At 56.6% G+C, this 25,623-nt stretch carries 26 protein-coding genes and 1 pseudogene; 10 read left to right on the top strand and 17 right to left on the bottom strand.

The window, feature by feature from the left end:
* Positions 1 to 22 precede the first annotated feature (22 nt).
* The 7 genes from LZU96_RS13535 to mntR all read right to left on the bottom strand — a co-directional run bounded on the left by LZU96_RS13535 (position 23) and on the right by mntR (position 7,266).
* A complete protein-coding gene (locus tag LZU96_RS13535; protein ID WP_233984780.1) occupies positions 23 to 424 on the bottom strand; it encodes an H-NS family nucleoid-associated regulatory protein in 402 nt (133 codons plus the stop codon).
* 109 nt (positions 425 to 533) lie between these two features.
* Positions 534 to 758: a hypothetical protein gene (locus LZU96_RS13540; RefSeq protein ID WP_233984781.1), complete on the bottom strand. Its 225-nt coding sequence runs from the start codon at positions 756 to 758 to the stop codon at positions 534 to 536.
* 522 nt (positions 759 to 1,280) lie between these two features.
* Entirely contained in the window at positions 1,281 to 2,813 is a 1,533-nt protein-coding gene (locus LZU96_RS13545; RefSeq protein ID WP_233984782.1) for an efflux transporter outer membrane subunit, read from the bottom strand.
* Between the two features lies 1 nt (position 2,814).
* On the bottom strand, positions 2,815 to 4,383 hold the full coding sequence (locus LZU96_RS13550) for a DHA2 family efflux MFS transporter permease subunit (RefSeq protein ID WP_233984783.1): 1,569 nt from the start codon (positions 4,381 to 4,383) through the stop codon (positions 2,815 to 2,817).
* Positions 4,380 to 5,525 (bottom strand): HlyD family secretion protein, encoded by a 1,146-nt coding sequence (locus LZU96_RS13555; protein ID WP_233984784.1) that lies wholly within the window; start codon positions 5,523 to 5,525, stop codon positions 4,380 to 4,382. The genes LZU96_RS13550 and LZU96_RS13555 overlap by 4 nt, the downstream gene beginning before the upstream one ends.
* Before the next feature lie 151 nt (positions 5,526 to 5,676).
* A complete protein-coding gene (locus LZU96_RS13560) occupies positions 5,677 to 6,786 on the bottom strand; it encodes an SLC13 family permease (RefSeq protein WP_233984785.1) in 1,110 nt (369 codons plus the stop codon).
* Positions 6,787 to 6,807: 21 nt separating this feature from the next.
* On the bottom strand, positions 6,808 to 7,266 hold the full coding sequence (mntR, locus tag LZU96_RS13565; RefSeq protein ID WP_094119359.1) for a manganese-binding transcriptional regulator MntR: 459 nt from the start codon (positions 7,264 to 7,266) through the stop codon (positions 6,808 to 6,810).
* A gap of 259 nt (positions 7,267 to 7,525) precedes the next feature.
* Between mntR and LZU96_RS13570 the strand changes: the two genes are divergently transcribed.
* Positions 7,526 to 7,717, top strand: coding sequence for a hypothetical protein (locus LZU96_RS13570; RefSeq protein ID WP_233984786.1), 192 nt, complete (start codon positions 7,526 to 7,528; stop codon positions 7,715 to 7,717).
* A gap of 303 nt (positions 7,718 to 8,020) precedes the next feature.
* Here LZU96_RS13570 and ompX read toward each other — a convergent pair whose 3' ends face one another.
* Positions 8,021 to 8,533 (bottom strand): outer membrane protein OmpX, encoded by a 513-nt coding sequence (gene ompX / locus LZU96_RS13575; protein ID WP_233984787.1) that lies wholly within the window; start codon positions 8,531 to 8,533, stop codon positions 8,021 to 8,023.
* 368 nt (positions 8,534 to 8,901) lie between these two features.
* On the opposite strand from ompX, the gene rhtA reads away from it, so the two are divergent.
* The 6 genes and pseudogenes from rhtA to LZU96_RS13605 form a co-directional block, all read left to right on the top strand.
* Entirely contained in the window at positions 8,902 to 9,816 is a 915-nt protein-coding gene (rhtA, locus tag LZU96_RS13580) for a threonine/homoserine exporter RhtA (RefSeq protein WP_233984788.1), read from the top strand.
* Between the two features lie 325 nt (positions 9,817 to 10,141).
* Positions 10,142 to 10,645 carry a DNA starvation/stationary phase protection protein Dps gene (gene dps / locus LZU96_RS13585; protein WP_233984789.1) on the top strand — a complete coding sequence of 168 codons (504 nt, stop codon included), beginning with the start codon at positions 10,142 to 10,144 and terminating at the stop codon, positions 10,643 to 10,645.
* A 328-nt stretch (positions 10,646 to 10,973) separates the two neighbouring features.
* A complete protein-coding gene (gene glnH, locus LZU96_RS13590) occupies positions 10,974 to 11,720 on the top strand; it encodes a glutamine ABC transporter substrate-binding protein GlnH (protein ID WP_094119364.1) in 747 nt (248 codons plus the stop codon).
* Between the two features lie 78 nt (positions 11,721 to 11,798).
* Positions 11,799 to 12,458: a glutamine ABC transporter permease GlnP gene (glnP, locus tag LZU96_RS13595; RefSeq protein WP_031377032.1), complete on the top strand. Its 660-nt coding sequence runs from the start codon at positions 11,799 to 11,801 to the stop codon at positions 12,456 to 12,458.
* The gene (gene glnQ, locus LZU96_RS13600) at positions 12,455 to 13,177 is read left to right on the top strand and encodes a glutamine ABC transporter ATP-binding protein GlnQ (protein WP_233984790.1); all 723 of its coding nucleotides are present in this window, start codon (positions 12,455 to 12,457) and stop codon (positions 13,175 to 13,177) included. The genes glnP and glnQ overlap by 4 nt, the downstream gene beginning before the upstream one ends.
* Positions 13,178 to 13,198: 21 nt before the next feature.
* Positions 13,199 to 14,012, top strand: a pseudogene (locus LZU96_RS13605) (mechanosensitive ion channel domain-containing protein); the annotation flags it as partial.
* Here the strand turns inward: LZU96_RS13605 and rlmF are convergent.
* Positions 14,002 to 14,925, bottom strand: a complete 924-nt coding sequence (gene rlmF / locus LZU96_RS13610) for a 23S rRNA (adenine(1618)-N(6))-methyltransferase RlmF (RefSeq protein ID WP_233984791.1) — start codon at positions 14,923 to 14,925, stop codon at positions 14,002 to 14,004. The pseudogene LZU96_RS13605 and the gene rlmF sit on opposite strands and share 11 nt — an antisense overlap.
* Positions 14,926 to 15,066: 141 nt before the next feature.
* Between rlmF and LZU96_RS13615 the strand changes: the two genes are divergently transcribed.
* On the top strand, positions 15,067 to 15,699 hold the full coding sequence (locus LZU96_RS13615) for a flavin reductase family protein (protein ID WP_233984792.1): 633 nt from the start codon (positions 15,067 to 15,069) through the stop codon (positions 15,697 to 15,699).
* Between the two features lie 3 nt (positions 15,700 to 15,702).
* Here the strand turns inward: LZU96_RS13615 and LZU96_RS13620 are convergent, their stop codons facing one another.
* The 7 genes from LZU96_RS13620 to hutI all read right to left on the bottom strand — a co-directional run bounded on the left by LZU96_RS13620 (position 15,703) and on the right by hutI (position 22,630).
* A complete protein-coding gene (locus LZU96_RS13620; protein WP_233984793.1) occupies positions 15,703 to 17,202 on the bottom strand; it encodes an HAL/PAL/TAL family ammonia-lyase in 1,500 nt (499 codons plus the stop codon).
* A complete protein-coding gene (locus LZU96_RS13625; RefSeq protein WP_233984794.1) occupies positions 17,199 to 17,993 on the bottom strand; it encodes an ABC transporter ATP-binding protein in 795 nt (264 codons plus the stop codon). The genes LZU96_RS13620 and LZU96_RS13625 overlap by 4 nt, the downstream gene beginning before the upstream one ends.
* Position 17,994: 1 nt before the next feature.
* Positions 17,995 to 18,726 (bottom strand): ABC transporter permease, encoded by a 732-nt coding sequence (locus LZU96_RS13630; RefSeq protein ID WP_233984795.1) that lies wholly within the window; start codon positions 18,724 to 18,726, stop codon positions 17,995 to 17,997.
* An 11-nt stretch (positions 18,727 to 18,737) separates the two neighbouring features.
* The gene (locus tag LZU96_RS13635) at positions 18,738 to 19,457 is read right to left on the bottom strand and encodes an ABC transporter permease (RefSeq protein WP_233984796.1); all 720 of its coding nucleotides are present in this window, start codon (positions 19,455 to 19,457) and stop codon (positions 18,738 to 18,740) included.
* 12 nt (positions 19,458 to 19,469) lie between these two features.
* Positions 19,470 to 20,318 (bottom strand): transporter substrate-binding domain-containing protein, encoded by an 849-nt coding sequence (locus tag LZU96_RS13640; RefSeq protein WP_233984797.1) that lies wholly within the window; start codon positions 20,316 to 20,318, stop codon positions 19,470 to 19,472.
* Between the two features lie 309 nt (positions 20,319 to 20,627).
* Positions 20,628 to 21,416 (bottom strand): N-formylglutamate deformylase, encoded by a 789-nt coding sequence (gene hutG / locus LZU96_RS13645; protein ID WP_233984798.1) that lies wholly within the window; start codon positions 21,414 to 21,416, stop codon positions 20,628 to 20,630.
* Positions 21,413 to 22,630, bottom strand: a complete 1,218-nt coding sequence (gene hutI, locus LZU96_RS13650) for an imidazolonepropionase (RefSeq protein WP_233984799.1) — start codon at positions 22,628 to 22,630, stop codon at positions 21,413 to 21,415. The genes hutG and hutI overlap by 4 nt, the downstream gene beginning before the upstream one ends.
* Positions 22,631 to 22,711: 81 nt before the next feature.
* Between hutI and LZU96_RS13655 the strand changes: the two genes are divergently transcribed.
* Entirely contained in the window at positions 22,712 to 24,067 is a 1,356-nt protein-coding gene (locus LZU96_RS13655; RefSeq protein WP_233984800.1) for a formimidoylglutamate deiminase, read from the top strand.
* Positions 24,064 to 24,603: a HutD family protein gene (locus LZU96_RS13660; RefSeq protein ID WP_233984801.1), complete on the top strand. Its 540-nt coding sequence runs from the start codon at positions 24,064 to 24,066 to the stop codon at positions 24,601 to 24,603. The genes LZU96_RS13655 and LZU96_RS13660 overlap by 4 nt, the downstream gene beginning before the upstream one ends.
* On the opposite strand, the gene hutC is transcribed toward LZU96_RS13660, so the two are convergent.
* The gene (hutC, locus tag LZU96_RS13665; protein ID WP_094119372.1) at positions 24,587 to 25,342 is read right to left on the bottom strand and encodes a histidine utilization repressor; all 756 of its coding nucleotides are present in this window, start codon (positions 25,340 to 25,342) and stop codon (positions 24,587 to 24,589) included. The genes LZU96_RS13660 and hutC overlap by 17 nt on opposite strands.
* Positions 25,343 to 25,623 lie beyond the last annotated feature (281 nt).

Raw genomic sequence — 25,623 nt, forward strand, 5'->3', positions numbered from 1 at the left:
CCACTTACAAGGATTGTGTCGATCAATCGATCAGGAAACTGTCCAGGCTTTTACCGGCGTCCAGCGCTTTTTTAATCGCTGCCGGGGTACGGCCCTGGCCGGTCCATGATTTTTTCTCACCGTTTTCGTCGGTGTAAGAATATTTAGCCGGACGCGGCGCACGCTTAGCGCGTTTTTTACCGGTTTCCAGCGCACCTAATAATTCATTAGGATCGATGCCGTCAGCCAGCAGCATTTCGCGATATTTCGACAGCTTTTCTTCTTTTTCGCGATTTTGCGTCTCTTCCGCTTCCGCTTCTTCACGGCGCTCGGTAACGACAACGGTTAATTTTTCCAGGATCTCTTCCAGATCGCTCAATGGCAGTTCACGGGCCTGGGCACGTAATGTGCGAATATTGTTCAGAACTTTAAATGCGTCACTCATCACAATGTCCTTGATTAAGGGGGTTAATAAAACTGTAGCGACAAGATTACCTAATTCAAATAAAAAAATAAATTATTTTTACGCTACGGATAATTCTTATCGGTTAATTTTAAAATTCCTCGTCAACGCTAGCGGCTAATTCCTGACGTTTTATTAACGCTGAATTAACACCGAACGGCGCTGCACTTCTGGTGCTGGAATCGATTTCATGCATCCGTTGCCTGCCGCGCCCGGCAGAGAGCTGCGGGGGAAACCGTCCGCCGGAACTGTTTATTTTTGCGATGTCGCCAGAAAAAAGATCATTAACGGCTGTCTGAATTTCGATCTCAGTCACACAAGGTTACAGATTAAGGTTCAAAATGTCCCCGCTTCTGCGCGGTAATAGCGCAAAAGGTGTATCCAGCCTGCAATTTTTTATTTCCTGACGCGGCGGTTTTAAAAAATTTGTGGCGTCGGACGCTGACTGTCGGATAATCCTCAGGTGACCGGCCGCAGGATGACAGATTAGCCAGGGCACCGCCCGACCTATTAGGGGCTACAGCTGGCAGGCTTAAAATCCAGCGCCGTGAATAAAAACGCAAAAAGCCCGCACCCGATGCAGGGTTAAAATGAGGTTATTTATCCGGGTTGCAAAATAATGCCCAGCCCTGCGCCGCGGCACAAGATAATAGTCCTGACAGTCATGCTGTTTTATTTTCCTCCCTGCCCGACGGCGAAAATGGAGAGGAAGAGATATTATTCAAGGTGTTAACGCGAAAATAATGGGTAAATAGCGCAGGCTGCTGTCCACAAAAACGACAACGCGGGTGAGGCGTTAACAGGCTGTGGCAGCGCGTATGCTGCCACAGCCTGGCGATTAATTAACCGTGGTCGCCGGACCAAATACAGAATATTGCGGCAGGTCGACGTTCTGATAGGTTTCCCAGCCGCCGCCCAGCGCTTTATACAAAGCGACTAAATCCAGCGCGCTCTGCATCCGTGCCTGGGTGGCCTGTTCTTCAGCCTGCGCCAGCTGACGCTGCGCATCCAGCACCTCCAGGAAGGTTGAAAGTCCCTGACGATAGCTGTCGCTGGCGAGATCAAAGGCACGCTGCAGCGAACCGGTGGTTTGGTCCAGCGCGGTGACGCGCTGCTGATCGGCGCGATAGCTGACCAGCGCATTTTCCACATCCTGTAAGGCGGTCAGCACCGTCTGGCGATAATCGAGTGCGGCGCTGGCCTGCTGCGCGCGCGCCAGCTTAACGCTCGACACCAGCCGTCCGCCCTGGAAAATCGGAATCGATAAGGCGGGACCGTAGCTGTAGAAGTGACTGCTCCAGTTATCCAGATAGCTGACGTCGGTGTTGCGTACGCCAAGCTGGCCGGTCAGGGAGAGACTGGGGAATAGCTGCGCCACGGAGACGCCAATCTCTGCTGTCTGTGCATGCAGCGTCGCTTCCGCCTGACGAATATCGGGACGACGTCGGGCCAGCGTGGAAGGAATGCCGACCGGGACAAACTGCGGCAGCGGCGGTAACGCTTTAGGCGTACTGAGTTCCGCATCCAGCGAACCCGGCGTTTTGCCCAGCAGCACCGCTAACCCATTCATCGCCTGGCGCGCCTGTGACTGATACTGCGGCAGCTGCGCCTGCAGGCTACTGAGCTGGGCGCGGGCGTTCTCCACATCGGTTAAGGGTGCCAGCCCGTTACGCTGCTGGCTCTGAGTCAGTTCGACGGTCTGCTGTGCCACATCAATCTGCTGCTGCAGCGTCTGGATAGTACTTTGCGCGCCGCGCAGTTGCAGCCAGGCGCGCGCGACTTCCGCTTCCAGCGACACCAGCGCATCGTTGCGCTGCTCAATCGCCGCCTGCTGCTGAGCATTGGCGGATTCAACCTGACGGCGCACTTTGCCCCACAGGTCCAGTTCCCAGCTGGCATCGAAACTGCCCTGATAAAGGGTGACCGGCTGCGTCAGGCCATCGAGCTGGCTGGCGACATTACTGTCGAGCTGGTCGGTTGCGCCATTGGCTTTCAGCAATCCTTCCAGACCCAGCTGCTGGCGATTAACTTTGGCCGAACCGTTGAGGCTGGGAAACAGGCCGCCCTGCGCCTGGCTCAGCTGCTCGCGCGCGCCGGCAATGCGCAGCACCGCCTGTTGCAGCGTCAGGTTGCCCTCAATCGCCCGGGCAATCAGGCTGTCGAGTTGCGGATCGTTAAAGGTTCGCCACCAGCGCGAGTTGATCGCCGCACTCTGCGGCTTTGACGCTTCCTGCGAATCCAAAGTGTTATAGCTGCCAGGCAGCGTGGGTTTCGGGGCCTGATAATCTGGCCCGACGGCACAGCCAGCCAGCCACATTGCCAGCGTTAACAGGCTCAACGGTTTCAGGCCGCGGGAAGTAATAACCTTCATGTCAGTGTGCTCCTGCACTGCCTTCGCTCTTAATCGGCGACAGCAGCCAACAAAATGGAATCAAAATCAGGGCGACAATACTCAGGCCTGAGAAAACATCGATGTAAGCGAGAATGCGCGACTGGGCGATCATCTCCTGATAGAGCTGACCGGTCGCCAGGGTGATCGGATCGCCGACCGCTGAGGTAAAGTCGCGTATCGCCTGCGCCCAGTGCTGAACGGTGATATTGAACGGCTCGTTGAGCGGCGTCATGTTATGCACCATATGGGCGGAACGGACCTGCTCACGCTCGGTGATGGCAGCGGTCGATAATGAAATGCCAATCGACCCGGCGACGTTACGGAACATGGTAAACAGCGCCGAGGCGTCAGCGTTAAGCCGCTGCGGAATCGTGACAAACGCAATCGTCGTCAGCGGCACAAACAGGAAACCGAGGCCAATTGACTGCGCACTGCGCATCAGTACCAGCGTGGTGAAATCGACGTTGGGGGTCAGCGTAGCGGAGTAGAGGAAGGCCACCGCCAGACAGCTGAAACCAAAGGCGATGATGTAACGCGTCTGCACAATCGGCATCAGCTTCAGCACCAGCGGGATCGTCAGTACAATCAGCACCGCACCGGGTGACAGCACCAGACCGGACCAGGTGGCGGTATAACCCAGATCCTGCTGCGCCAGCTGCGGTAACACCACCGAGCTGCCATAAAGGATCATCGCCATCCCGGCCATCAACAGCCCGGCAACCCAGAAATTGCGGTCTTTCATCACCAGAATATCGACCACCGGTTTGCGGGCATACATCAGCCAGTAGATCGCGCCAACAATGCCGATCAGCGCCAGAATGGCAAACAGCACAATGAAGTGCGAAGCGAACCAGTCCTCATCCTCGCCGCGATCGAGCATCACCTGCAGACAGCCAAGACCCAGCGTGATCAGACTGATACCGATGTAATCGATCTTGAGTTTACCCTTGGCCCATTTGCGCTCCCACGGCGGATCTTCCAGCAGCTGGTAGATCGCCAGTACGGTGAGCACGCCGACCGGAATATTGATAAAGAACACCCAGCGCCAGCTGTAGTTATCGGTGATCCAGCCGCCCAGCGTCGGGCCGATAACCGGCGCAACGATGATCGCAATAGACGAGAGGCCAAACGCTTTGCCGCGATCTTCGGCTTTAAAATAGTCCAGCAGCACCGACTGTTGCACCGGCTGCAGGCCACCACCAAAAAAGCCCTGTAACACGCGGAACAGAATTATTTGCCATAGTTCGGTGGCGATGCCGCACAGGAATGAGCAGATGGTGAACATCACGATACAGATCAGGAAGAACTGTTTACGCCCAAACAGACGGCTGAAGAAAGCGGAGATCGGCAGCACAATGCCGTTCGCCACCAGATAGGAGGTCAGTACCCAGGTTGACTCATCGTAGCTGGAAGAGAGCGAACCGGCGATGTGCGGCAGCGCCACGTTGACAATCGTGGTGTCGAGAATCTCCATGAACACCGCCAGGGTGACCGTGATCGCCACTAACCACGGATTGCTGGCCGGTTTCCAGCTCTGGGTGGTACTCATTCCACCGTCACCTTCGGTTCAACCGACAGACCAAGCGGCAGCGGATGATTCGGGTCCAGACCTTTATCAATCACGATTTTTACCGGCACACGCTGAACAATTTTGACGTAGTTACCGGTGGCATTTTCTGACGGGAAGGTCGAGAAGCGCGAACCGGAGCCCATCTGAATACTGTCGACGTGCCCTTCCAGCTTCATATCCGGCCAGGCATCGACGGTAATCGCCACTTTGTCGCCGGGATTCATGCGTTCAAGCTGCGACTCTTTGAAGTTGGCAGTGATCCAGATATCGGGAGAAACCAGCGAAAACAGGGAAGTTCCTGCCTGAACCAGCGTACCGGGCTGCACATTACGTTTGGTGACAAATCCGTCGTAAGGCGCACGGACCTGGGTATAAGAGAGATTGAGATCGGCAGTGTTGAGCTGCGCTTTCGCCTGTTCGACCTGTTGCTGACGCGCTTCAACGTTGGTTTCCTGCTGGCGAATCTGCAACTGCACCTGCGACGCCACTTCTACCTGCGCTTTCGCGCTCTGCAACTGGGCCTGCGCCGAGCGTAACTGCGCCGCCGCGGTGTCAATATTACGCTGGCTGGTGGCGCGCGGGTCAACGCCCCGCTGGCGACGGTAATCCGCCTGCGCGTTAAGCAGGTTCGCTTCCGCTTTGGCCTGATCGGCTAATGCCTGGTCGCGCTGAGCCGGATACTGCACCCGCGACAGCGCCAGCTGCGCCTGTGCCTGATGCAGTTGAGCCACCGCCAGGCCGAGTTGCGCCTTCGCCTGATCGCGCTGGGCCTTATTGTCGCTGGGATCGATTTCGACCAGCAGATCGCCCTTCTTCACCCGCTGATTATCTTTAACCAGCAGCTTCACCACATAACCGGACGCTTTCGGGGCAATCGTCACGGCATCGCCTTCGGTGAAGGCATCGTCAGTGGTCTCCTGATTACGGGTAGAGAACCAGAACCAGAAACCCACAATCAGCATCACCACCACCACAATCGCCAGAATAATCAACGGCTTTTTACCGGGTCGCTTGCGTTCAGGCTGCTGATCCTGCTGCTGATTTTCATCAGACTGATTGGTCTTATCCGACGCGTTATCGGCGTCCTGCTGGTGTGGATCGCGTTGGTTGTTCTCGCTCATAGTTCCCATCACTGGCTAAGGCCCTAATTCCCGGGCATAAAAGGTCTCGTTAACCTTAGATCGGAAATTGACAAAATCCAGTGCAACTTTACTTAACTTGAGAAAAGAGGCACGTCCTGCCACCTGTGAGCGGCAGCAGGATCTGATGGGCTTAATTGAGCAGACGCAACAGCACCCAGCCGCTGGCCATTGACCAGGCGAGTAACGGCAGGGAAAAGAGATGAAAACGCCACCAGACGGCGCGATCCTGCGCCATCCGTAACGCGATCAGGTTGGCGAGCGAGCCAGGCAGCAGGCCGAAACCACCGATATTCACCGCCCAGGCCAGCACCTCCGACGGCGGGACTTTTTGCAGCAGCAGGATGGTCGCCGGGACGTTGCTGATAACCTGCGATAATCCAATCGCCAGCAGGTAGAGCTGCCCCTGCCCCAGATGGGTGATTTGATCAAAGTGCGCCTGCATCACCGGCAAACGCGTCAGCAGCCAGACATCGATAAACATGGCAATAAAGACCGCCAGCAAACTCCAGTCAATGCGGAGTAAAACCGGCCGCGCCATAACCATAAAAATAGCGAGGATCAACAGCAGCACCCAGCCGGTGATCTCCCACTCCAGCCCGGCGATAAACAGCACGTATAACAGTACGCTGACCACAAACAGCGGCTTCTGCCACTGAGGCTGTTCAGGATTTTCATGCTTGTCGATGGTACGCTTCGAAAAGCTAAACCAGGTTAACACCACCAGGCTGAGCAGCAGCCAGACCGCCAGCGGCAGCATCTGCACAATAAAACCGGCCACGCTCAGCGAGCCGTGACTCCATAACAGGATGTTTTGCGGATTACCGACCGGTGTCAGTAGCGATCCGGCGTTTACTGCCAGCGCTTCGAAGATAATCAGCCGGGAGATCGGCAAGCGGGAGAACTTGCGCAGCGTCAGAGTCAGCGGCACCAGAATGAACAGCGCCACATCATTGGTAAGAAAAGTCGAAAGCAACGCGGCGGCCAGAACCATGAACAGAGCCAGCGCGCGCTCATGACGAAAGCGGGCAATCAACCGGCCGCCCAGCACATCAAAATAGCCGCTGGTTTCCAGCCCCTTGGTCAGGATCAATAAACCGGTCAGGGTAATGATGGTGTGCCAGTCGACCGCGCCAGGCAGATCGGGCCAGCGAAAATCGGCCAGAAATGCCAGAACCACACCAATAACGACGAGTAAATGCAAAATCGAGTCATGCAAAAAAGATCGAAACAGCTGCGGCATGATGGCGGTGCGCCTTAAAGGTTAACGTGTTTCGTAAAATTTCTGGAATACGGCCAGGGTTTCATCACTGACGTGATGCTCAATCCCTTCAGAGTCACGGCGGGCCGTTTCCGGGCTGATCCCCAGCGCCAGCAGGAAGGTTTCAACGATGTGATGACGGGCCCGGCTCTCCTCAGCCAGTTTTTCGCCTTCGCGGGTCAGAAACACACCACGGTAAGGAACCTGCTCAACCAGCCCGGCGCTGCCGAGACGTTTCAGCATCTTGGCGACCGTCGGCTGCGAAACGCCTAAGCGTGCGGCCATATCAACCTGGCGTGCTTCGCCAAATTCACCAATCAAATCAGAAATTAACTCAACGTAGTCATCAATTAATTCACGACGATGCGCTTCACGCACCTGCCGAAAACCTTCGACATGCTCTTCAATATCTTTCAGTGGTCCTTGCGGGGCAGAAACCACGCTTTTGGCACGACGAGTCATTCAGCTTCCTCTTTATTATGTTCCGTACTGTCACTGCCGTACGGATGTAGCTGCGCTCATTGTAAACCAGGTGCAAAGAAGCTCAAATTTTTCGTGATTAGCCTTGGCTAAATGATATAGCCAATGCTATATTTGTTGATAATGTAAGCAGCCGGAGATGAAGATCATGTTCGATCCCTATCTGTTACTGTTGTTGTTTATGGGTTACGTCGCCGGACTCTGCTTACTTTTACGTCGATACTGATTGGGAGGTGATTCTATGAGCACCCTGAAATGCTGTGCAGACTGCAGCAAATGCTTCCAGGCTGAAAAGAGAACAACCACGGAGATGAAATCCTGGCTGTGCCTGCTGACGCGTTCCCCATTCACGCTGCGCCTGATGCTGATTGAAAAATTACTGGGCAAAAAGCCTGAAGATCGTCACTGCCAGAATCTGATCTGGCGCGGTTAATTTTTTCACAGCCACCCCTTTGGTGCCTTTCAGCAAACGGCTGAAGGGCCGCTTCGGTTTTTCTGCTCGTGCCCTTTTCTGCTGCCATCTTTTCTGCTGCCATCATCGTTACCGCCGTCAACGACGCCCACAGTAAGCCGTCACCGCGTTATCGCAGATCTCTCCACCCGCTTTTCTCGTTTTGATCGGCGCTTACTCCGGTTGGCAGCCGAAGACGGCCTGGTGGCTGCGGCAGTCTGAATCGCGCGCAATAAAAAACGGCCCATAAAGGGCCGTTTTTTGGCAGGTCGTCTAAGCTGAAACTTAGAAGCTGTAACCTACGCCGGCAATCCAGGTGCCAACGTCAACGTTACGGATGCGGCTCTGCTCGTAGCCCACGTCCAGTGCAACGTTTTCGATTGGGTTGAACTGCATACCTGCACCGTAAGAGAAACCTACGTCGCTTGAATCAGATTTGTCACGTGATGCAGTATCGTTCTGCTGGAATTTACCGTAACCGATACCCACAACACCGTAGATGCTTGCCCAGTCGTTCAGACGGAAAGCAGGACCACCGGTCACACCGTAGTATTGGCCTTTGTTATAAATGCCAGAATCGGTGTTATCTTTTTCTGTGTAGGTGAATGAGCCGATCCAACCCAGTGGGTTAGAACCGTCTTCATAGCGGTATTTCAGGTTGAAGCCGTTAGCTTTGTTAGCCACGCCCTGGTAATCGCTCTGAGCATAGCCACCAGTTACGGTGCTCTGTGCCATTGCTGAACCTGCAGATACTGCCAGTACACAGGCTAATGCTGAAAGACATGCAATTTTTTTCATAACCACCTCAAATGTGAAAATACTTCTCTCCTGACAACGCTGAAAATATAACAAAAAATAGCGAGAAACTCTGCCCGCATTTTGTTGTCTAACAGAATGTTTGGTGTAACAGGAAGTTAATGCGACATCCTATGTCATTCATTTTTCTTATAAAAACCGTCATCTTCCTGCAATAAATTTTTTTTCCTCTTTTGGGTCTTTAAGTTAAATCCTAAAAAATCCTGACGTTTCTTTACCAAAATGGCCCTGAATCCGGACAAAATTTGTGCAGTTAACGCAAATTTAAACGTCACTCTGTCATTTTTTTGGCCGCCATTTCCTTTACACTCACTGACTCATCGGGTTAACCACCAGGAAATGTACACAGGATGTCTGCCTCTTCAGCTTCAAAAAACCTTACGCCCGTATTGCTACCGATTACTGTGCTGCTGATCGCGATGTTATCGCTCCAGGGCGGTGCTTCCCTGGCCAAAACGCTGTTCCCCAGCGTTGGGGCAACCGGCATTACTGCACTGCGTCTTGGTTTTGCCACGCTGATCCTCTGTGTGATCTTTAAACCGTGGCGCTTACGCTTCAGCCGGGAACAGCGTAAACCGCTGCTGATGTATGGACTGGCGCTGGGCGCGATGAATTTTCTGTTCTACCTGGCGATTCGGACCGTACCGCTCGGCGTGGCGGTCGGCCTTGAGTTTACCGGCCCGCTGGCGCTGGCGCTATTTGGATCGCGTCGCCTGCTCGATTTTGTCTGGGTGCTGCTGGCGGTCATCGGATTAGGATTTTTGTTGCCGTTGGGTGCCGGAATGGCAACCATCGATCCGCTGGGCGCGGCACTGGCGGTCGGCGCAGGCGCCTGCTGGGCGATTTATATTCTGGCGGGTCAGCGCGCCGGTGCCGAACACGGTCCCGCCACGGTAGCGATCGGCTCCCTGATTGCGTCGGTCATTTTTGTCCCGCTCGGCCTGACCTTCGCCGAAAGCGGTATCTGGCACTGGAGTATTCTCCCGATGGCGCTGCTGGTGGCGTTACTCTCCAGCGCTATCCCCTACTCGCTTGAAATGATCGCCCTGACGCGCTTACCGGCCCGTATCTTTGGCACGCTGATGAGTCTGGAGCCGGCGATGGCGGCCTTTTCTGGCATGCTGTTTCTCGGTGAGACCTTAACCCTGACGCAATGGCTGGCGCTGCTGGCGATCATCAGCGCCTCAGCCGGTTCGACTCTCACGATGAAGCCGAAAAAGAGCCAGTTGAGCGAAGTGGAAATTAACAGCGGCACGCCCAAATAAGCGATAAATAGCGTCGGGTTCAATCGTTTAAATAACAATCACACTCAACGTGAGAATTATTCTTAACTAAATCAACAGGCTGTCTTTCGTATTTTGAAACAGTCGCTTATCGGTTATTTACATATAAGATTAACCTGATGTTTTTGTTGCTAAAATCCTCAGGTTTATATTTTAACATTTCGTTAATCTTTCCCGACTGCCATCCGCCGTTCCAAAGTTACACGCTATTTCATTCATCGATACGGCCGTTAATGCAAAGCTGAAAACCGCTGCTATACTTATCCGGTACTTGATTAGGACAACCATCAAAGAGAGGACTGAAACGATGAGTACCGCTAAATTGGTTAAAACTAAATCTTCCGACCTGATTTATACCCGTAACGATGTGGCAGATGATGAGAAAAAAGCCACCATTGAGGTATTGAACCGTCTGGTTGTCGAGTTTATTGATCTGTCTTTGATCACCAAGCAGGCCCACTGGAACATGCGTGGCGCTAACTTTATTGGTGTACATGAAATGCTGGACGGCTTCCGTACCGCCATCACTGACCACCAGGACACCATTGCAGAACGTGTTGTACAGTTAGGCGGCGTCGCGCTGGGTACCGCGCAGGTGGTGAATGATAAAACCCCACTGAAAAGCTATCCGCTTAACATCCACAGCGTGCAGGACCATCTGAAAGCGCTGGCCGATCGTTACAGCATCGTGGCGAACGATACCCGTAAAGCTATCTCAGAAGTGAAAGATGAAGATACCGCGGATATCTTTACCGCTGCTTCACGTGACCTGGATAAATTCCTGTGGTTTATCGAAGCGAACATTGAATAATTTCCATTGATTCATCAATGAGACAAAAATGGCGGGGAGACCCGCCTTTTTTACGTCTGCACGATCGTAATTTTATGACCCTGTTAACAGTTCTTCCCTCCTTCGCTTCACAGCTTTAACATCTGAGGCACACTACCGGTTGCACCAAAACAGCAACTTGCACTAATTTGGGTCACCAAATTAGTGCAGAGGCAGATATTCCTGCAAAATCGAGTCAGCTGGGTTATTTAACCTACTGATTTGGTGTATTTTGCAAAGTTGGCATAATTCTTTCATATGACAAGCCGCAAACACAGGCCCTGCCGCCTGGTAGTAATAAGGAAAAATGATGAAGTCACTGTTAAAAGTTTCTGTGGCCGCGCTGGCGCTGGCCTTCTCCCTCTCTTCCACTGCAGCAGAAAAGAAACTGGTGGTCGCCACTGACACCGCCTTCGTTCCTTTTGAGTTCAAACAGGGCGACAAATATGTCGGCTTCGACGTTGATCTGTGGGATGCGATCGCTAAACAACTGAAGCTCGATTACACCCTCAAGCCAATGGATTTCAGCGGCATTATTCCGGCACTACAGACCCGCAACGTCGATCTGGCGCTGGCGGGAATTACCATTACCGAAGAACGTAAAAAGGCGATCGAGTTTTCTGATGGCTATTACAAAAGCGGTCTGCTGGTAATGGTGCGTAATAACGAAAACGACATCAAAGGCATCAGCGATCTGACCGGCAAAGTAGTGGCAGTGAAGAGCGGCACCGGCTCGGTGGATTACGCCAAAGCCAACATCAAAACCAAAGATCTGCGTCAGTTCCCGAACATCGATAACGCCTACATGGAACTCGGCACCAACCGCGCTGACGCGGTTCTGCACGATACACCAAACATCCTCTACTTCATCAATACCGCCGGTAAAGGCCGCTTTAAAGCGGTAGGCGAATCGATTGAAGCGCAGCAGTACGGCATCGCCTTCCCGAAAGGCAGCGACGATTTACGTGAAAAAGTAAACGGCGCACTGAAAACTATCAAAGAGAACGGCACTTACAATCAGCTGTATAAAAAATGGTTCGGTACTGAACCTAAATAACAATTTGCAGCAGTTTTAATTTTCAGCAGGGAAACGTTTTCCCTGCTTTTTTCCTCGCAACATATCTGGAGTCACACCATGGAGTTTGACTGGAGCGTTATCTGGCCCGCCATGCCGGCGCTGCTCGAAGGCGCGAAGATGACCTTAATCATCTCAATCATCGGACTGGTGGGCGGATTGATTATCGGCCTCGTCGCCGGTTTCGCCCGCGCTTACGGCGGCTGGATCACCAACAACATTGCGCTGGTGTTTATTGAAATCATCCGCGGCACCCCGATTGTGGTGCAGGTGATGTTCATCTATTTCGCCCTGCCGATGGCCTTCCCCGACCTGCGTATCGATCCGTTCAGCGCGGCCGTGGTCACCATTATGATTAACTCCGGCGCCTACATTGCGGAAATTACCCGTGGTGCGGTGCTGTCGATCAACAAAGGCTTTCGTGAAGCGGGCCTGGCGCTCGGCCTGTCGAGCCGCGAAACCCTGCGCTATGTGATTATGCCCCTGGCGCTGCGCCGCATGTTGCCACCGCTGGGTAACCAGTGGATTGTCAGCATCAAAGATACCTCGCTGTTTATCGTTATCGGTGTCGCTGAACTGACGCGTCAGGGTCAGGAGATTATCGCCGGTAACTTCCGCGCGCTGGAGATCTGGAGCGCCGTCGCGATCATCTATCTGGTGATTACCCTGGTGTTGAGCTTTGTGCTGCGCCGTGTTGAGAAAAGGGTGAAAATCCTGTGATTGAATTTAAAGATGTCTCGAAGCATTTTGGTCAGACCCAGGTGCTGCATAACATTGACCTGAAGATTAATCAGGGCGAAGTCGTGGTGATTATCGGGCCGTCCGGCTCAGGTAAATCCACCCTGCTGCGCTGCATTAACAAACTGGAAGAGATCACCAGCGGCGAACTGATCGTCGATGGCCTGCGGGTTAACGATCCGAAAGTAGATGACCGCCTGATCCGTCAGGAAGCGGGCATGGTATTCCAGCAGTTTCACCTTTTCCCACAGATGAGTGCGCTGGATAACGTCGCCTTTGGTCCGATTCGGGTACGCGGCGCCAGCAAAGAGGCGGCACGTCAGCTGGCGAAAGAGCTGCTGGGCAAAGTGGGGCTGGCAGAACGCGCCCATCACTTCCCGTCTGAGCTTTCCGGCGGTCAGCAGCAGCGGGTAGCGATTGCCCGTGCGCTGGCGGTGAAACCCAAAATGATGCTGTTCGATGAGCCGACCTCGGCGCTGGACCCGGAACTGCGTCACGAAGTGCTGAAAGTGATGCAGGACCTGGCGGAAGAAGGCATGACGATGGTGATCGTGACCCACGAAGTGGGCTTCGCGAAGAAAGTCGCATCGCGTCTGATCTTTATCGACAAAGGCCGCATTGCCGAAGATGGCGATCCGGACAGCCTGATCAGCAATCCTCCCAGCGACCGTCTGCGCGAATTTCTGCAGCACGTCTCGTGATCACGGGCGGGCCGCACTGCCGGCCCGCTTTTTCTGCCCAGCCTGATTGAGAGCCGGCTGGCATCCGACTCACATGGCCGTCCGATGCCGAGCGCCCGCACCCGCACCTTACTCACCCTGTTCCGCAATGCGCTGGAGGTGGTGATCACTACCATCACCCTTATGATCCGGCTCTGAGATTGACGTGAACATTGCGCCGCTGCTGGCCGATGCCGGTGCGCTGGGGCTGGCGATCTCATTTGGCTCACAGACGCTGGTGAACGATATCATTACCGGTATCTTCATCCAGTTCGAAAACGGGATGAATACCGGCGATCTGGTGCTCATCGGTGCCATTACCGGCACGGTAGAGTGGATGTCGATTCGCTCGGTCGGCGTGCGTCAGGATACCGGCGCCTATCACATCATTCCCTGCTCATCGATTACTCCCTTTGCCAACTTTGTGCGCAACATCGGGTCGTTTTTCGCCAACTATGATGTGGATCGCAATGAGGATAGCGAACGCGCTAATCAGGCGTTGCAGGCGGCGGTGAAAGAGTGACTGGAGAATCCGGAAATTCGCGGCAGGGTGACTGGCGAGTCAGGTTTTGCCGGGCTGGTCGGCCTGACCGACCAGCCGTTTAGGGTGCACGTCTCCTTTACTACCCAACCGCTGAAGCAGTGGACAGTGCGTTTTGCGCTGGACGATAAAGTGAAGAAGCACTTTGACGCCGCCGGGATTAAAGCGCCGCACCAGAGAGTGCAGGTGATGCAAACCGCCAGCGATGTGGCCGATGCCGCCGCTGCCAGAAGTTCAGGGCGGACCCGCCGGCCCGCCCTGAGGATTAGCGGCTGAGTCCTTTTGTGCGCTGAGCGGCGGGCATAAAACTCCACGCCAGGAAGCGGCTCTGTTTCTGTCCCTGCGCCATATTCACTACCCGGACCTCAGCAACATCAAGCGCTTTTAGCTGTTTTTCCAGCGTGGCTAAATTCTCTTTACGCGACACCAGCGAGGTAAACCAGATCACCTGGCGCCCCAGCGCCACGCTTTCACCGATCATCTTACCGACAAACGCCTTTTCGCCGCCGACGCACCACAGCTCATTGTGCTGACCGCCGAAGTTAAGCGGCGCATTTTTATCGAGGCCCAGATTGCGCACTTTACGCTGCGATCCCGCCGCCGCCTCCTCAGCCGAAGCGTGGAACGGCGGATTACACATTACCGCGTGGAAAAATTCGGTTTTACTCACCACGCCTGACAGTACCGCATCGCTGTTTTTCTGCCGGCGCAGGCGGATCTGGCGCGCCAGGCCGGGATTAGCGGCGACAATCCGGTTGGCGGCTTTGATCGCCGCCTCATCAATTTCGGTGCCGGTGAAGCGCCAGCCATACTCCGCCGCGCCAATCAGCGGATAGATGCAGTTTGCACCGCAGCCAATATCGAGCACGTCAACCGTCGGAATGACGCCGTGGTTATCCAGCGCCAGCAGATCGGCCAGATAGTGCAGGTAATCGGCGCGGCCCGGCACGGGCGGGCAAAGCGAACCCGGTGCCAGCTGCCAGTCGATGCCGTAAAACAGTTTAATCAGCGCCTGATTGAGCAACATCACCGCGTCCGCGTCGGCAAAATCGATCGACTGCACGCCATAGCCGTTGGGCCGCACTTTGGCCGCCAGCGGCGGATGTGCAGCGGTTAACGCGGCAAAATCGTATTCGCCCTGGTGGCGATTGCGGGCGTGGAAAGGCGACGAGCTGGCTGACTTTTTCATACGTTCTCTCAATTATTCAGGCGCGCGTACAATACGCTGTAGGCGGCGGAAAATAAACCCGCACAATCCGCTTACGCATTTGGGGTGTTGCCAGACGATGCTGTCGGGCTAAGATGAATAAAATTCCCCACCGGAGAGGTTATGACGCATAAACGCTATTCCTATCAACCGCGTGCCGGCCACGGTCTGCCCCACGATCCGCTGAACGCTATCATCGGCCCGCGTCCGATTGGCTGGATCAGTTCGATCAGCACCAGCGGTCAGCGCAATCTGGCGCCTTACAGCTTTTTTAACTGCTTTAACTACCATCCGCCGATCATCGGTTTCGCCAGCAGCGGCTGGAAAGACAGCGTACAGAATATCGCTGACACCAAAGAGTTTGTCTGGAATCTGGCGACCCGGCCACTGGCTGAAGCGATGAATGAGAGCTCGGCGTCACTGCCCGCCGATCAGGATGAGTTTGCCTATGCCGGACTGACACCGTTACCCGCCTCACAGGTGAAAGCCAGCCTGGTCGGCGAGAGCCCGGTTAACTTTGAGTGTCGGCTGACGCAGCTGATCCAGTTACAGGATGCACAGGGAAAGCCGATAGAGAGCTGGCTGGTGCTGGGCGAAGCGGTGGCGATCCACATCAGTGAAACGTTGCTGGAAGCGGGTATTTATCAGACCGCCAAAGCCGAGCCGATTCTGCGTGCCGGTGGACCCAGCGCCTACTACGGCATCAGCGAAGCGCAACGCTTCGATTTAGTTCGCCCCGACGCGCGCCGCCGCTAAGGGTTAAAGCGCATCAGGCCGATGCGCTTTAATTTCGCCTACCGCCCTGGCAATCTCCGGTGCCAGCCAGCGGTCCTGTTGCCAGCTTGCCACATGCTGTCGCAGATGCCGCCAGGCACGTAAGGTGCCACGGGCTAACCGCGCCTCGCCGTGAAATTCCAGTGCCTGTGCGGCCAACAGGTATTCGATAGCGATGATGTGATCGACATTGTTCACCAGCTTTAACAGCTTGAGTGCGGAGCCGGTGCCGAGACTCAGGTGATCCTCCTGCAATCCGGAGGTGACGTAGTTGTCCAGCACCGCCGGTTGTGCCAGCTGGCGGTTTTCCGCGCAGAGCGACGCCGCAACATATTGGGCAATCATCATGCCGGAATTGACGCCAGGTTGCGCCACCAGAAACGGCGGCAGCCCACTCACCAGTGGATTAACCAGCCGATCGAGCCGCCGTTCGGCAATGCTACCCAGCTCCGCCAGCGCAATTGCCAGTAAGTCACACGCCATTGCCACCGATTCGCCGTGTGGATTGGCCTGCGAAACCACTCGCCATGCCTGAGGCGTGCCGAGCACCAGCGGATTGTCAGTACAGGCATTCAGCTCGGTCGACACCTGCCACTGCGCATGATCGAACTGATCGCGACAGGCACCATGCACTTGCGGCATTGAGCGCAGGCTGAGAGCATCCTGAGTGCGAATGCCCTGACTCTCGCTTAACACCCTGCTGTCTGCTAATAACTGGCGTAAACGTTCACCGCTGCGCTGGATACCGGGACTGGCTTTCAGCGCCAGCACCTCAGGATCAAAAGCCGCCAGCTGGCCACGCAAGGCTTCAAAACTCATCGCGCCAGTGACATCGGCCCAGTCCAGCAGACGTTCGGCATCGTCGAGCGCCAGGCAGGCGAGACCGGTCATGCACGGCGTGCCGTTGACCAGACTCAGCCCCTCTTTTGCCGCAGGCCGATAAGGCGTTAATCCATTGCGCTCCAGCGCCTGCTGCGCCGGCATCAGCTGCCCATCATACTCCACGTCACCGATGCCAATCAGCGCCAGGCTAATGTGCGCCATATGGGTCAGGTAGCCCACCGAGCCCTGAGACGGAACCTGCGGCGTGATGTGCAAATTAAGCAGCGCCAGCAGTCGTTCCACCAGCGCCACCGACACGCCCGATTTACCGTGACTGTAATTAGCAATCGCGGCACACAGAATGGCGCGGACCTCAGGCTTTCCCAGACCGGGCCCGACGCCACAGGCGTGACTGAGTAAGGTATTCCGTGACAGCTGGCTCAGCTCATCGTCCGGCAGGGTGATATTGCACAGCGCGCCGAGGCCAGTATTGATGCCATAGGCCACCTCTCCTGCCGCCACGATATTACCGACAATTTCCCGACCCTGGGCAATGCGCTGCCAGGCACTGTCGCTCAGCGTCAGCGTCGCGCCCTGTCGCGCCACCTGAACCACGTCACGCCACTGTAGCGGCGTATCGCCCCAGACGATAGTCTGACTCATAGCACCGGCTCCACCTGATGATGACTGGAAATGAACTGTTTAAAACGCGCCGATCCCTGCTCACCAAACATCTCCTGTGGCGTGCCCTGACAATCGATGGTGCCCTGATGCATAAATACCACCCGGTTAGAGACGTTACGCGCGAATCCCATCTCATGCGTAACCACCAGCATGGTACGTCCCTCTTCCGCCAGGCTGCGCATCACCTTCAGCACCTCCCCCACCAGTTCGGGATCGAGCGCCGAGGTCGGTTCATCAAACAGCATGACTTCAGGGTCCATCGCCAGCGCGCGGGCAATCGCCACCCGCTGCTGCTGTCCGCCTGAGAGCTGCGCCGGATAGAAATCCTTGCGGTTCAGCAAGCCAACACGATCCAGCAGCTTCTCTGCCTCGGCGATGCAGGCTTTTTTGTCACGCTTCAGCACGTAATGCGGTCCTTCAATGACGTTTTGCAGCACCGTTAAATGTGACCAGAGATTAAAACTCTGAAATACCATGCCAAGCCGCGAGCGCAACCGCTCAATCTGTCGCGGATTCGCTGCCAGCTGATGACCACGGGCATGGCGCTTCATCTCAATGGTTTCGCCGCCGACACTGACAACGCCGGCATCAGGCGTCTCTAACAGATTGATGCAGCGCAGCAAGGTACTTTTCCCCGAGCCGCTGGCACCCAGAATCGAAATGACATCTCCCTGGTGCGCTTGCAGTGAGATGCCTTTCAGCACCTCCATCGCACCAAAGGATTTATGGATATCGCTGGCCGACAGCGTGACAGGTGGCAGGGTTGACATATTATTCTCCTCCGGGGATCGGCTTAGCGGTTGGTAACGGCTTTTTTGCCGGTTTATGTACCGGTGTCAGACGCCGCTCCAGCAAGGCATACAGTTGAACGATAATGAAATTGAGGATCAGGTAGATTGCCGCGGCGCAGAGAAACACTTCCATGGTGCGATAGGTTCGCTGAATAATCTGCTGCGCCACGCCGGTGACGTCCCAAACCGTGACCAGGCTGGCCAGCGCGGTCGATTTGACCAGCAGAATCGCCTCCGTCGAGTAGGCGGGCAGCGCATAGCGCAACATCACTGGCGCAATAATTCGCCGCAGCAGCAGGCCGCGCGACATACCACACGCCATGCCCGCTTCCACCTGGCCGGGCGGCACCGCCAGTAATGCGCCACGCAGAATCTCTGCGGTGTAGGCAGCGGTACAGAGTGACAGCGCCAGCACCGCGCAGCTAAACGGCTCACGCAAAAACGGCCAGACGAAACTGTGACGGATCACGCCAAACTGCCCGAGTCCGTAGTAGATCAGGAACAGCTGAATCATCAGCGGTGAACCGCGAAACACCAGAATATAGCCACGGGCAAAGGCGCTAAGTAGCCGCCAGCGGCTCATGCGCATCGCCAGGATACCCACTGCCAGCACGCCGCCGCACAGGAAGGCGCTGATAAACAGGCCGAGGGTTACCGGCAACGCGGCGCTCAGCTTAAGAAAGGTGTCACTGAGAAAAGCAAAATCGATCATTATCGGACTCCTTAATGCTGGGCTGCGGTACGGCTTTGCCAGGCACGACCGAGGCGGGATTCGGCCCGCAAAAAGGCACGGTTCGACAGCAGCGTCAGCGCCAGATAGCAGGCACCGCCGACCAGGTAAAAGGTGAAGTATTCCCGGGTGGAACCGGCCGCGATCTGGCTGGCGCGCATCAGTTCCACGATGCCGGTCACCGACACCAGCGCGGAATCTTTCAGGCTCATCTGCCAGACGTTTGACAGCCCCGGCAGCGCATAGCGCGCTACCTGAGGCAGCAGGATGCGCTGCCGTATGCGCCAGCGCGGCATCCCGATAGCCACCGCGGCTTCAATCTCCCCTTTTGCCAGCGCCAGTCGGGCGGCACGGTAGACTTCCGCCTGATAAGAGCCGGAAATCAGCCCGATAGCCAGCGCGCCGATCAGAAACGGCGGCGCTTCGATAAACCCATCAGCACCAAACAGCTGCCCTATCAGGGTGATCAAACCCGATCCGCCGAAGTAGAACAGGTAGATCACCAGCAGTTCAGGAATGCCGCGAAAGACCACCGAATAGCCTTCTCCCAGCCAGCGCACGGCCCGGTGCGGCGATAGCTTTGCCGCCGCCACGCCGGACCCTACTACCGCTCCGACCAGCAGCGCGGCAAAGGAGAGCAGCACGGTGGTCAGCGTCGCGCTCAGGATCAAGCGACCCCAACCGTCTGCACCAAAACTCAGCAGGCTCATCATGATTTACCTCACTCAGGGGGTGACGTCTGTTTTAAACCACTTCTCACTCAGTTTTTTCACCGTGCCATCGGCCAGCGCTGCCTGGATCGCCTGATCGAGTCTGGCTTTCAGATCGTTATCCGCCATCCTCACCCCCATCGCTTCGCCCTCGCCCCAGATCGGACCGCCCAATTGTGGGCCGCTAAAGCTGAGGTTGCTGTTATCGGGGCGCGCCAGCATTGACTGCGCAAACGTCACGTCGTCAAACACGGCGTCGATACGACCCGCCTGCAAATCGAGAATCGCGTCGGCAGAGCTGGTGTACTCGCGAACATCGGCGACATCTTTGAAATATTTATCGATGAACGGCGTATAGACCGTGCCGGAGGCGATCCCGATGCTTTTCCCCTTCAGCGCCGCTTTCAGCGGGGCAATGGCTTGCTCGATCTGCTGAGCATCATCATGCAGCTTGATGATTTGGGCATCGGCAGGCAGCAGACTGCCTTTGGTACTGATAAAGGTGGCGGGCGTTGAGGCGTAAGGTACGGTGAAATTCACCACTTTTTTGCGATCGGGAGTGATAACAATCGCGTCCATAATCACATCATATTTCCCGGCGTTGAGGCCAGCGATCATCCCATCCCAGTTCTGCACTACCAGCTTGCACTGGATTGCCATACGCTGACACAGGTCAGCCATCAGTTCCGGCTCAAAGCCGCCCAGCTTGCCGCCAGGCAGGGTAAGGTTCCAGGGTTCGTAACTGCCTTCGGTAGCAATAGTGATCGATTTCCACTCTTTCGCCTGGGCAGTCACGCCACAGAGCAACAGGCTGGAAGCAAGGGTCGCGAGCGTTAAACGACGAAGGATCTGACGGTGTGTCATACGGTTCTCCTGAAAAGTTGCGGCCTGGTCATCGCCCTGGCGAGATTTAACATAAATTTCACAGGATGATATGTCATGTATATACAAGTTAACGTGGCGCAGTTCATTGCCGTCTTTATCGTTTTGTGAGCCAGACAAGAATTATTCTGCGTGAATGGCCGTCGTTGCACTTGTACATACAACTTAGCAAAGGTTATGCCAGCTCTGTTCTGGCGGTGGAAGGCGGGTTAACAGCGGGCGACACGCGGGTATGCGTCCGCTGTTGCACCTGATTAGCGCAGCGATGCACCGGGTAAGTGCATCGGACTATCAGGCGCTGGCTTGCATCAGCATCCGCTGCAACATCGCTTTCAGTAATTTTTGCAGCTGGCTGGCGCGTGTCTGCTGCCACGCATAGGGCGGCGTCTCATCCATGTAATTAAGCTGTGCCAGCTCCAGCTGTACCGCCTGGATCTGCTGCTGCGGCTGACCGTAAGCGCGGGTGATGTAGCCGCCTTTGAAACGTCCATTCACCACCCAGCTGTAATCACTCTGTTCGGCACACACCGCCTGAATGGCGGCAATCAGTGCCGGACTGCAGCTGGCGCCGTCGTTGGTGCCGACGTTGAGATCGGGCAAACGCCCCTCAAACAGGCGCGGAATCTCGCTGGCGATAGAGTGCGCATCAAACAGCAGCGCATAACCGTGCTGCGCTTTCAGGCGTGCCAGCTCCAGCTGGATCTGCTGGTGATAGGGTTGCCAGATCTGGTCAATATAACCCTGACGCTGGACCGCATCCGGCGTTTTACCGGGCGCAAAAGTGGGCGTGCCGTCAAACAGCGTCTCCGGAAACAGGCCGGTGGTGGCGGTGCTGTAGAGCGGCTGGTTATCCGGCGGCCGGTTGAGATCGATCACGTAACGGGAATAGTGACCAATCAGCACGCTGGCCCCCAGATCACGGACAAAATCGTACAGCAGCGGAATGTGCCAGTCGGTGTCCGGCAGGCCGCGTGCGGCCTCGCTCAGTCCGGCTTCAACCTCTGGCGTCAGTGCGGTACCGGCGTGCGGGATGCTGACCAGCAGCGGCAGCTGGCCCTGAGTAAAATGAAAAGCATTCATCGGCGTTCTCCACGATAGATGACGGTACAGGGCAACTCGCCCCCCAGCCAGTAAACCAGTTCCGCCGGACGAGCCAGCGGCCAGTGGACAAAGTTCGCTACTTTTCCCGCTTCGAGCGAACCCTGTGTGTCGGCTAACCCCAGCGCCTGAGCGCCATAGAGTGTGACCCCGGCCAGCGCCTCTTCCGGCGTCATGCCAAACAGCGTACAGCCCATGTTCAGCATCAGCCGCAGCGACAGAGCGGGTGAAGTGCCAGGATTGGCGTCACTGGCCAGCGCCATCGGCACGCCGTAGCGACGAAACAGTTCCACCGGCGGACGCTGGGTTTCACGCAGCAGATAAAACGCACCGGGCAGCAAAACGGCGACCGTGCCGTGCTGCGCCATCGCCTGCGCATCGGCTTCGGTCGCATATTCAAGATGATCGGCCGACAAGGCTCCAAAGCTGGCCGCCAGCGTCGCCCCGCCCAGCGATGAAAGCTGCTCAGCATGCAACTTCACCGGCAGTCCCAGCGCTTTCGCGCATTCAAATACCCGCGTCACCTGCTGCGGTGAAAACGCCAGATGCTCGCAAAAGGCATCGACCGCATCGGCCAGTCCCGCTGCTTTCACCGCAGGCAACAGGCGCTGGCAGATGATATCAATCCAGCCCTCCGGATGATGTTTAAACTCCGGCGGAAACGCATGGGCGGCCAGACAGGTTGCCCGCACGTCAGCGGCCACGCTGGCACCCAGCCGGCGAATCGCACGCAGCATCCGCAGTTCGCTCTCTTCATCCAGCCCGTAGCCGGACTTGATCTCAACGGTGGTGACGCCTTCCGCCAGCAGGCGATCGAGCCGCCAGCGTGCCGCGGCTACCAGTTGATCCTCGGTCGCGTTGCGGGTGGCGCGCACGGTAGAGAGGATGCCGCCGCCCTGCGCCGCAATCTCCGCATAACTGACACCATTCAGGCGCTGCTCGAACTCCTGGCTGCGATCGCCGCCAAACACCAGATGAGTATGACAATCCACCAGCCCCGGCGTAATAATGCCGCCGGGCAGCAGGTGGTGCTGTTCGGCGATAAAAGCGGGCATCTCCGCTTCAGGGCCGACCCACACCAGCCTGCCCGCCCGGACGACCAGCGCGCCCTGCGGGATCAGATGGTACTTTCCGTCACGCATGGTGACCAGATCGGCTCCGGTCCACACACTCTCTACGCGCATATCCTCTGCCATCGCTGCCTCATGCCTCCGCCGTTTACACTGTGCGTTAAAGTATGTATATGTATATACAACTACATCCGTTGAGGATCAACCATGGCGACTTTTTTTGCCCCGCGCGCAATGCTGGCTGAAGGCTGGCGACATCAGGTTCGGATCTCGGTCAATCCGGCCGGTTTTATTGATGCAGTGACCCCCGACAGCCACGACGCCGGGGCGATCCGGCTGAATGGCGAGGTGATCCCGGCGATCGCTAATCTGCATTCACACGCCTTTCAGCGCGCCATGGCGGGATTAGCCGAGGTGGCGGGCGATCCGCAGGACAGTTTCTGGACCTGGCGCGATCTGATGTACCGGATGGTGCAGCGCCTGACGCCGGAACAGGTCGGCGATATTGCCGCTCTGCTCTACATTGAGATGCTGAAAGGCGGCTACAGCCAGGTGGCAGAATTTCACTATCTGCATCATGATCCTGACGGCGCGCCCTACCCGGACGACGCGATGCTGCAACAGCTGATCCGCGCGGCAGAGATAGCGGGAATCGGTCAGACCCTGCTGCCGGTGCTCTACAGCTACAGCGGTTTTGGTGCCCAGCCGCCTGCGGCCGGACAGAAACGCTTTATTCAGCAAACCGAGAGTTATCTGCAGCAGCAGTCGCGGTTGCATGCGCTGCAACGAAACCGGCCGCTGCTGAATGCCGGTCTCTGCTTCCATTCGCTGCGCGCGGTGAGTGAAAGTCAGATGCATCAGGTGCTGGCAGCCAGTGATCCGGCGCTGCCGGTACATATTCACGTTGCTGAACAGCAAAAAGAGGTCAGCGACTCGCTGGCGTGGAGCGGTGAACGACCCGTGTCGTGGCTGCTGAATCGCTTTGCGGTCGACGCGCGCTGGTGCCTGATTCACGCCACGCATCTGGATGAGAGCGAACTGTCACGTCTCGCTGCCAGCGGCGCGGTGGCGGGATTATGCCCGACCACCGAAGCCAACCTCGGTGATGGCATCTTTCCGGCAGTGGAGTATATCGCCCAGGGCGGACGCTGGGGTATTGGCTCGGACAGCCACGTTTCGCTGAGTATCAACGAAGAGTTACGCTGGCTGGAATATGCCCAGCGGCTGCGTGACCAGCGCCGCAATCGTATCACTCTGCCGGGCCAGGCCTCGGTCGGCGATCTGCTGTGGCAGCAAGCAGCGGCTGGCGGCGCTCAGGCGTGCGGCATTCAGCAAGGGTCGCTGGCGGTGGGACAGCGGGCCGACTGGCTGGTGCTGCGTGACGAGGCGTGGCTCGGCAGCGTGGAGCCCCGTTCGGTGCTGAATCGCTGGCTGTTTGCCGGTCAGCGCGATCAGATCCGTGACGTCTACGTCGCCGGTAAAGCGGTTATCGAGGAGGGTTATCATCCGGCACAGGAAGCCTGTGCCGCCCGGTTCAGTCAGGCGATGGCGGCACTGCGATGATTCGATTTGCGTATGCTGAGCTGGCGGTCAGTCGCTGGCGTAACGGCGGCGGGGAGACCCGCGAGTTAATCAGTTATCCACCTGGCGCGGCCGCGTTTGAATGGCGAGCCAGCATCGCGACGCTGGCGCAGGACGGGCCGTTCTCCGCCTTTCCGGGCGTGGATCGCATCATCACTCTGCTGCACGGTGACGCGGTCGCCCTCACCGCTCCTGGCGTTGAGCAGCGTTTAACGCCGCTCCAGCCCTGGGCGTTTGCTGGCGAACTGGCGTTAAACGCCCGGCTTGAGGGCGGAATCAGTGAGGATTTCAATATCATGACCCGACGCGGGCAATGGCAGGCAACGGTTGAGGTGGTAACCGATGCGGTCAGCAGCCTGCACGGTGTCGCCTGGGTCGTGGCGGGTGCATGGCAGCTGGCAAACGGCGAGCGACTGACGGCACAGCAGGGTGCGGCCTGGGTTGATGAGACGATCCGGCTCAGCCCGATCGGCGACGATGCCCGGCTGCTGCTGACCCGGCTTAACCGTGTCCCTTGAAGCGGCCCAGCAATTTATAACGTGAGCCGGGATAGAGCAGGCGCGCATAGGTGACGATTTTGTTATCGCTCCAGGTCTGACGACGGATCAGCAGGCAGGGCTCATGCTCCTCCAGCGCCAGGTGCTTACGCTGACGCGCATCGGGCAGCACCGCTTCAACAATGTGCTCGCCCGCGGTCAGCGGCGCGACCCGCATCAGATAGGTGTAAGGCGTCTGGCTGTGGTAATCCTGGGTCAGATAATCGGGTGCCACCAGCGGGTTGACCAGTCGATCTTCCAGCTGCACCGGCAGCTCATTTTCGTAATGGACAATCAGCGAGTGATAGAGCGTCTGTCCGGTAGTGAGTCCCAGCACCGCCGCCTGCTCCGGATCGGCTTTATTCTGGCCGATAGCCAGGATCTTGCAGCTATGCTGATGACCGCGCTGGGCGATCTCATCGGCGATGTTATGCACTTCCAGCATCGCGGTATAGCCTTTCATCTCGGCGACAAAGGTGCCGACGCCCTGCATCCGTACCAGAAACCCTTCGCTGGTCAGTTCACGCAGCGCCCGGTTGATCGTCATCCGGCTGACGCCCAGTTCATTCACCAGTTCACTTTCTGAGGGCACACGCTGGTTCGCTTTCCATAGCCCTTCGCGAATCTGGCTGACAATCGCCTGCTTCACCCGCTGATAAATCGGCGCGGGTTCATCGCTCATGGCCGCAGCCAGTTGTGCCAGTGCCGTATGCTCGACCATTTGCTGTTCCTTATCCAGATAATGCCTCAAGTTTACTGTCTCGCTACGTGAATGTATATACATCCGTTTCCGTCGGCTGCGCCCCATCGGTGCAGGCTGTGCATCGCTCTGGTGCAGGTGCTGTATCACACTTTGCCGATCGCCCAGACAGGGCGGGCAGTGCATTTTTGTGATCGGCCTGGCACGCCCTTTGCTACTTGTATAGACAAGAATAGACACTTATGCTTCACTCGCATTATCCCGCTGGATCAGGGCAATGAATATCACGCAGCCCCGCCAGC

It is taken from the genome of Pantoea agglomerans (assembly GCF_021397715.1).
GTDB lineage: Bacteria > Pseudomonadota > Gammaproteobacteria > Enterobacterales > Enterobacteriaceae > Pantoea > Pantoea astica.

What these genes read in the sequence shown, in the direction of transcription:
- LZU96_RS13630 (WP_233984795.1), bottom strand. Translation starts at nt 18,726, where the DNA reads ATGATCGATTTTGCTTTTCTCAGTGACACCTTTCTTAAGCTGAGCGCC.
- LZU96_RS13655 (WP_233984800.1), top strand. Translation starts at nt 22,712, where the DNA reads ATGGCGACTTTTTTTGCCCCGCGCGCAATGCTGGCTGAAGGCTGGCGA.
- LZU96_RS13660 (WP_233984801.1), top strand. Translation starts at nt 24,064, where the DNA reads ATGATTCGATTTGCGTATGCTGAGCTGGCGGTCAGTCGCTGGCGTAAC.
- rlmF (WP_233984791.1), bottom strand. Translation starts at nt 14,925, where the DNA reads ATGAAAAAGTCAGCCAGCTCGTCGCCTTTCCACGCCCGCAATCGCCAC.
- LZU96_RS13560 (WP_233984785.1), bottom strand. Translation starts at nt 6,786, where the DNA reads ATGCCGCAGCTGTTTCGATCTTTTTTGCATGACTCGATTTTGCATTTA.
- mntR (WP_094119359.1), bottom strand. Translation starts at nt 7,266, where the DNA reads ATGACTCGTCGTGCCAAAAGCGTGGTTTCTGCCCCGCAAGGACCACTG.
- hutG (WP_233984798.1), bottom strand. Translation starts at nt 21,416, where the DNA reads ATGAATGCTTTTCATTTTACTCAGGGCCAGCTGCCGCTGCTGGTCAGC.
- LZU96_RS13620 (WP_233984793.1), bottom strand. Translation starts at nt 17,202, where the DNA reads ATGAGTCAGACTATCGTCTGGGGCGATACGCCGCTACAGTGGCGTGAC.
- glnP (WP_031377032.1), top strand. Translation starts at nt 11,799, where the DNA reads ATGGAGTTTGACTGGAGCGTTATCTGGCCCGCCATGCCGGCGCTGCTC.
- rhtA (WP_233984788.1), top strand. Translation starts at nt 8,902, where the DNA reads ATGTCTGCCTCTTCAGCTTCAAAAAACCTTACGCCCGTATTGCTACCG.
- hutC (WP_094119372.1), bottom strand. Translation starts at nt 25,342, where the DNA reads ATGGTCGAGCATACGGCACTGGCACAACTGGCTGCGGCCATGAGCGAT.
- ompX (WP_233984787.1), bottom strand. Translation starts at nt 8,533, where the DNA reads ATGAAAAAAATTGCATGTCTTTCAGCATTAGCCTGTGTACTGGCAGTA.
- glnH (WP_094119364.1), top strand. Translation starts at nt 10,974, where the DNA reads ATGAAGTCACTGTTAAAAGTTTCTGTGGCCGCGCTGGCGCTGGCCTTC.
- LZU96_RS13640 (WP_233984797.1), bottom strand. Translation starts at nt 20,318, where the DNA reads ATGACACACCGTCAGATCCTTCGTCGTTTAACGCTCGCGACCCTTGCT.
- LZU96_RS13615 (WP_233984792.1), top strand. Translation starts at nt 15,067, where the DNA reads ATGACGCATAAACGCTATTCCTATCAACCGCGTGCCGGCCACGGTCTG.
- LZU96_RS13535 (WP_233984780.1), bottom strand. Translation starts at nt 424, where the DNA reads ATGAGTGACGCATTTAAAGTTCTGAACAATATTCGCACATTACGTGCC.
- LZU96_RS13635 (WP_233984796.1), bottom strand. Translation starts at nt 19,457, where the DNA reads ATGATGAGCCTGCTGAGTTTTGGTGCAGACGGTTGGGGTCGCTTGATC.
- dps (WP_233984789.1), top strand. Translation starts at nt 10,142, where the DNA reads ATGAGTACCGCTAAATTGGTTAAAACTAAATCTTCCGACCTGATTTAT.
- LZU96_RS13545 (WP_233984782.1), bottom strand. Translation starts at nt 2,813, where the DNA reads ATGAAGGTTATTACTTCCCGCGGCCTGAAACCGTTGAGCCTGTTAACG.
- LZU96_RS13625 (WP_233984794.1), bottom strand. Translation starts at nt 17,993, where the DNA reads ATGTCAACCCTGCCACCTGTCACGCTGTCGGCCAGCGATATCCATAAA.
- LZU96_RS13555 (WP_233984784.1), bottom strand. Translation starts at nt 5,525, where the DNA reads ATGAGCGAGAACAACCAACGCGATCCACACCAGCAGGACGCCGATAAC.
- LZU96_RS13570 (WP_233984786.1), top strand. Translation starts at nt 7,526, where the DNA reads ATGAGCACCCTGAAATGCTGTGCAGACTGCAGCAAATGCTTCCAGGCT.
- hutI (WP_233984799.1), bottom strand. Translation starts at nt 22,630, where the DNA reads ATGGCAGAGGATATGCGCGTAGAGAGTGTGTGGACCGGAGCCGATCTG.
- LZU96_RS13550 (WP_233984783.1), bottom strand. Translation starts at nt 4,383, where the DNA reads ATGAGTACCACCCAGAGCTGGAAACCGGCCAGCAATCCGTGGTTAGTG.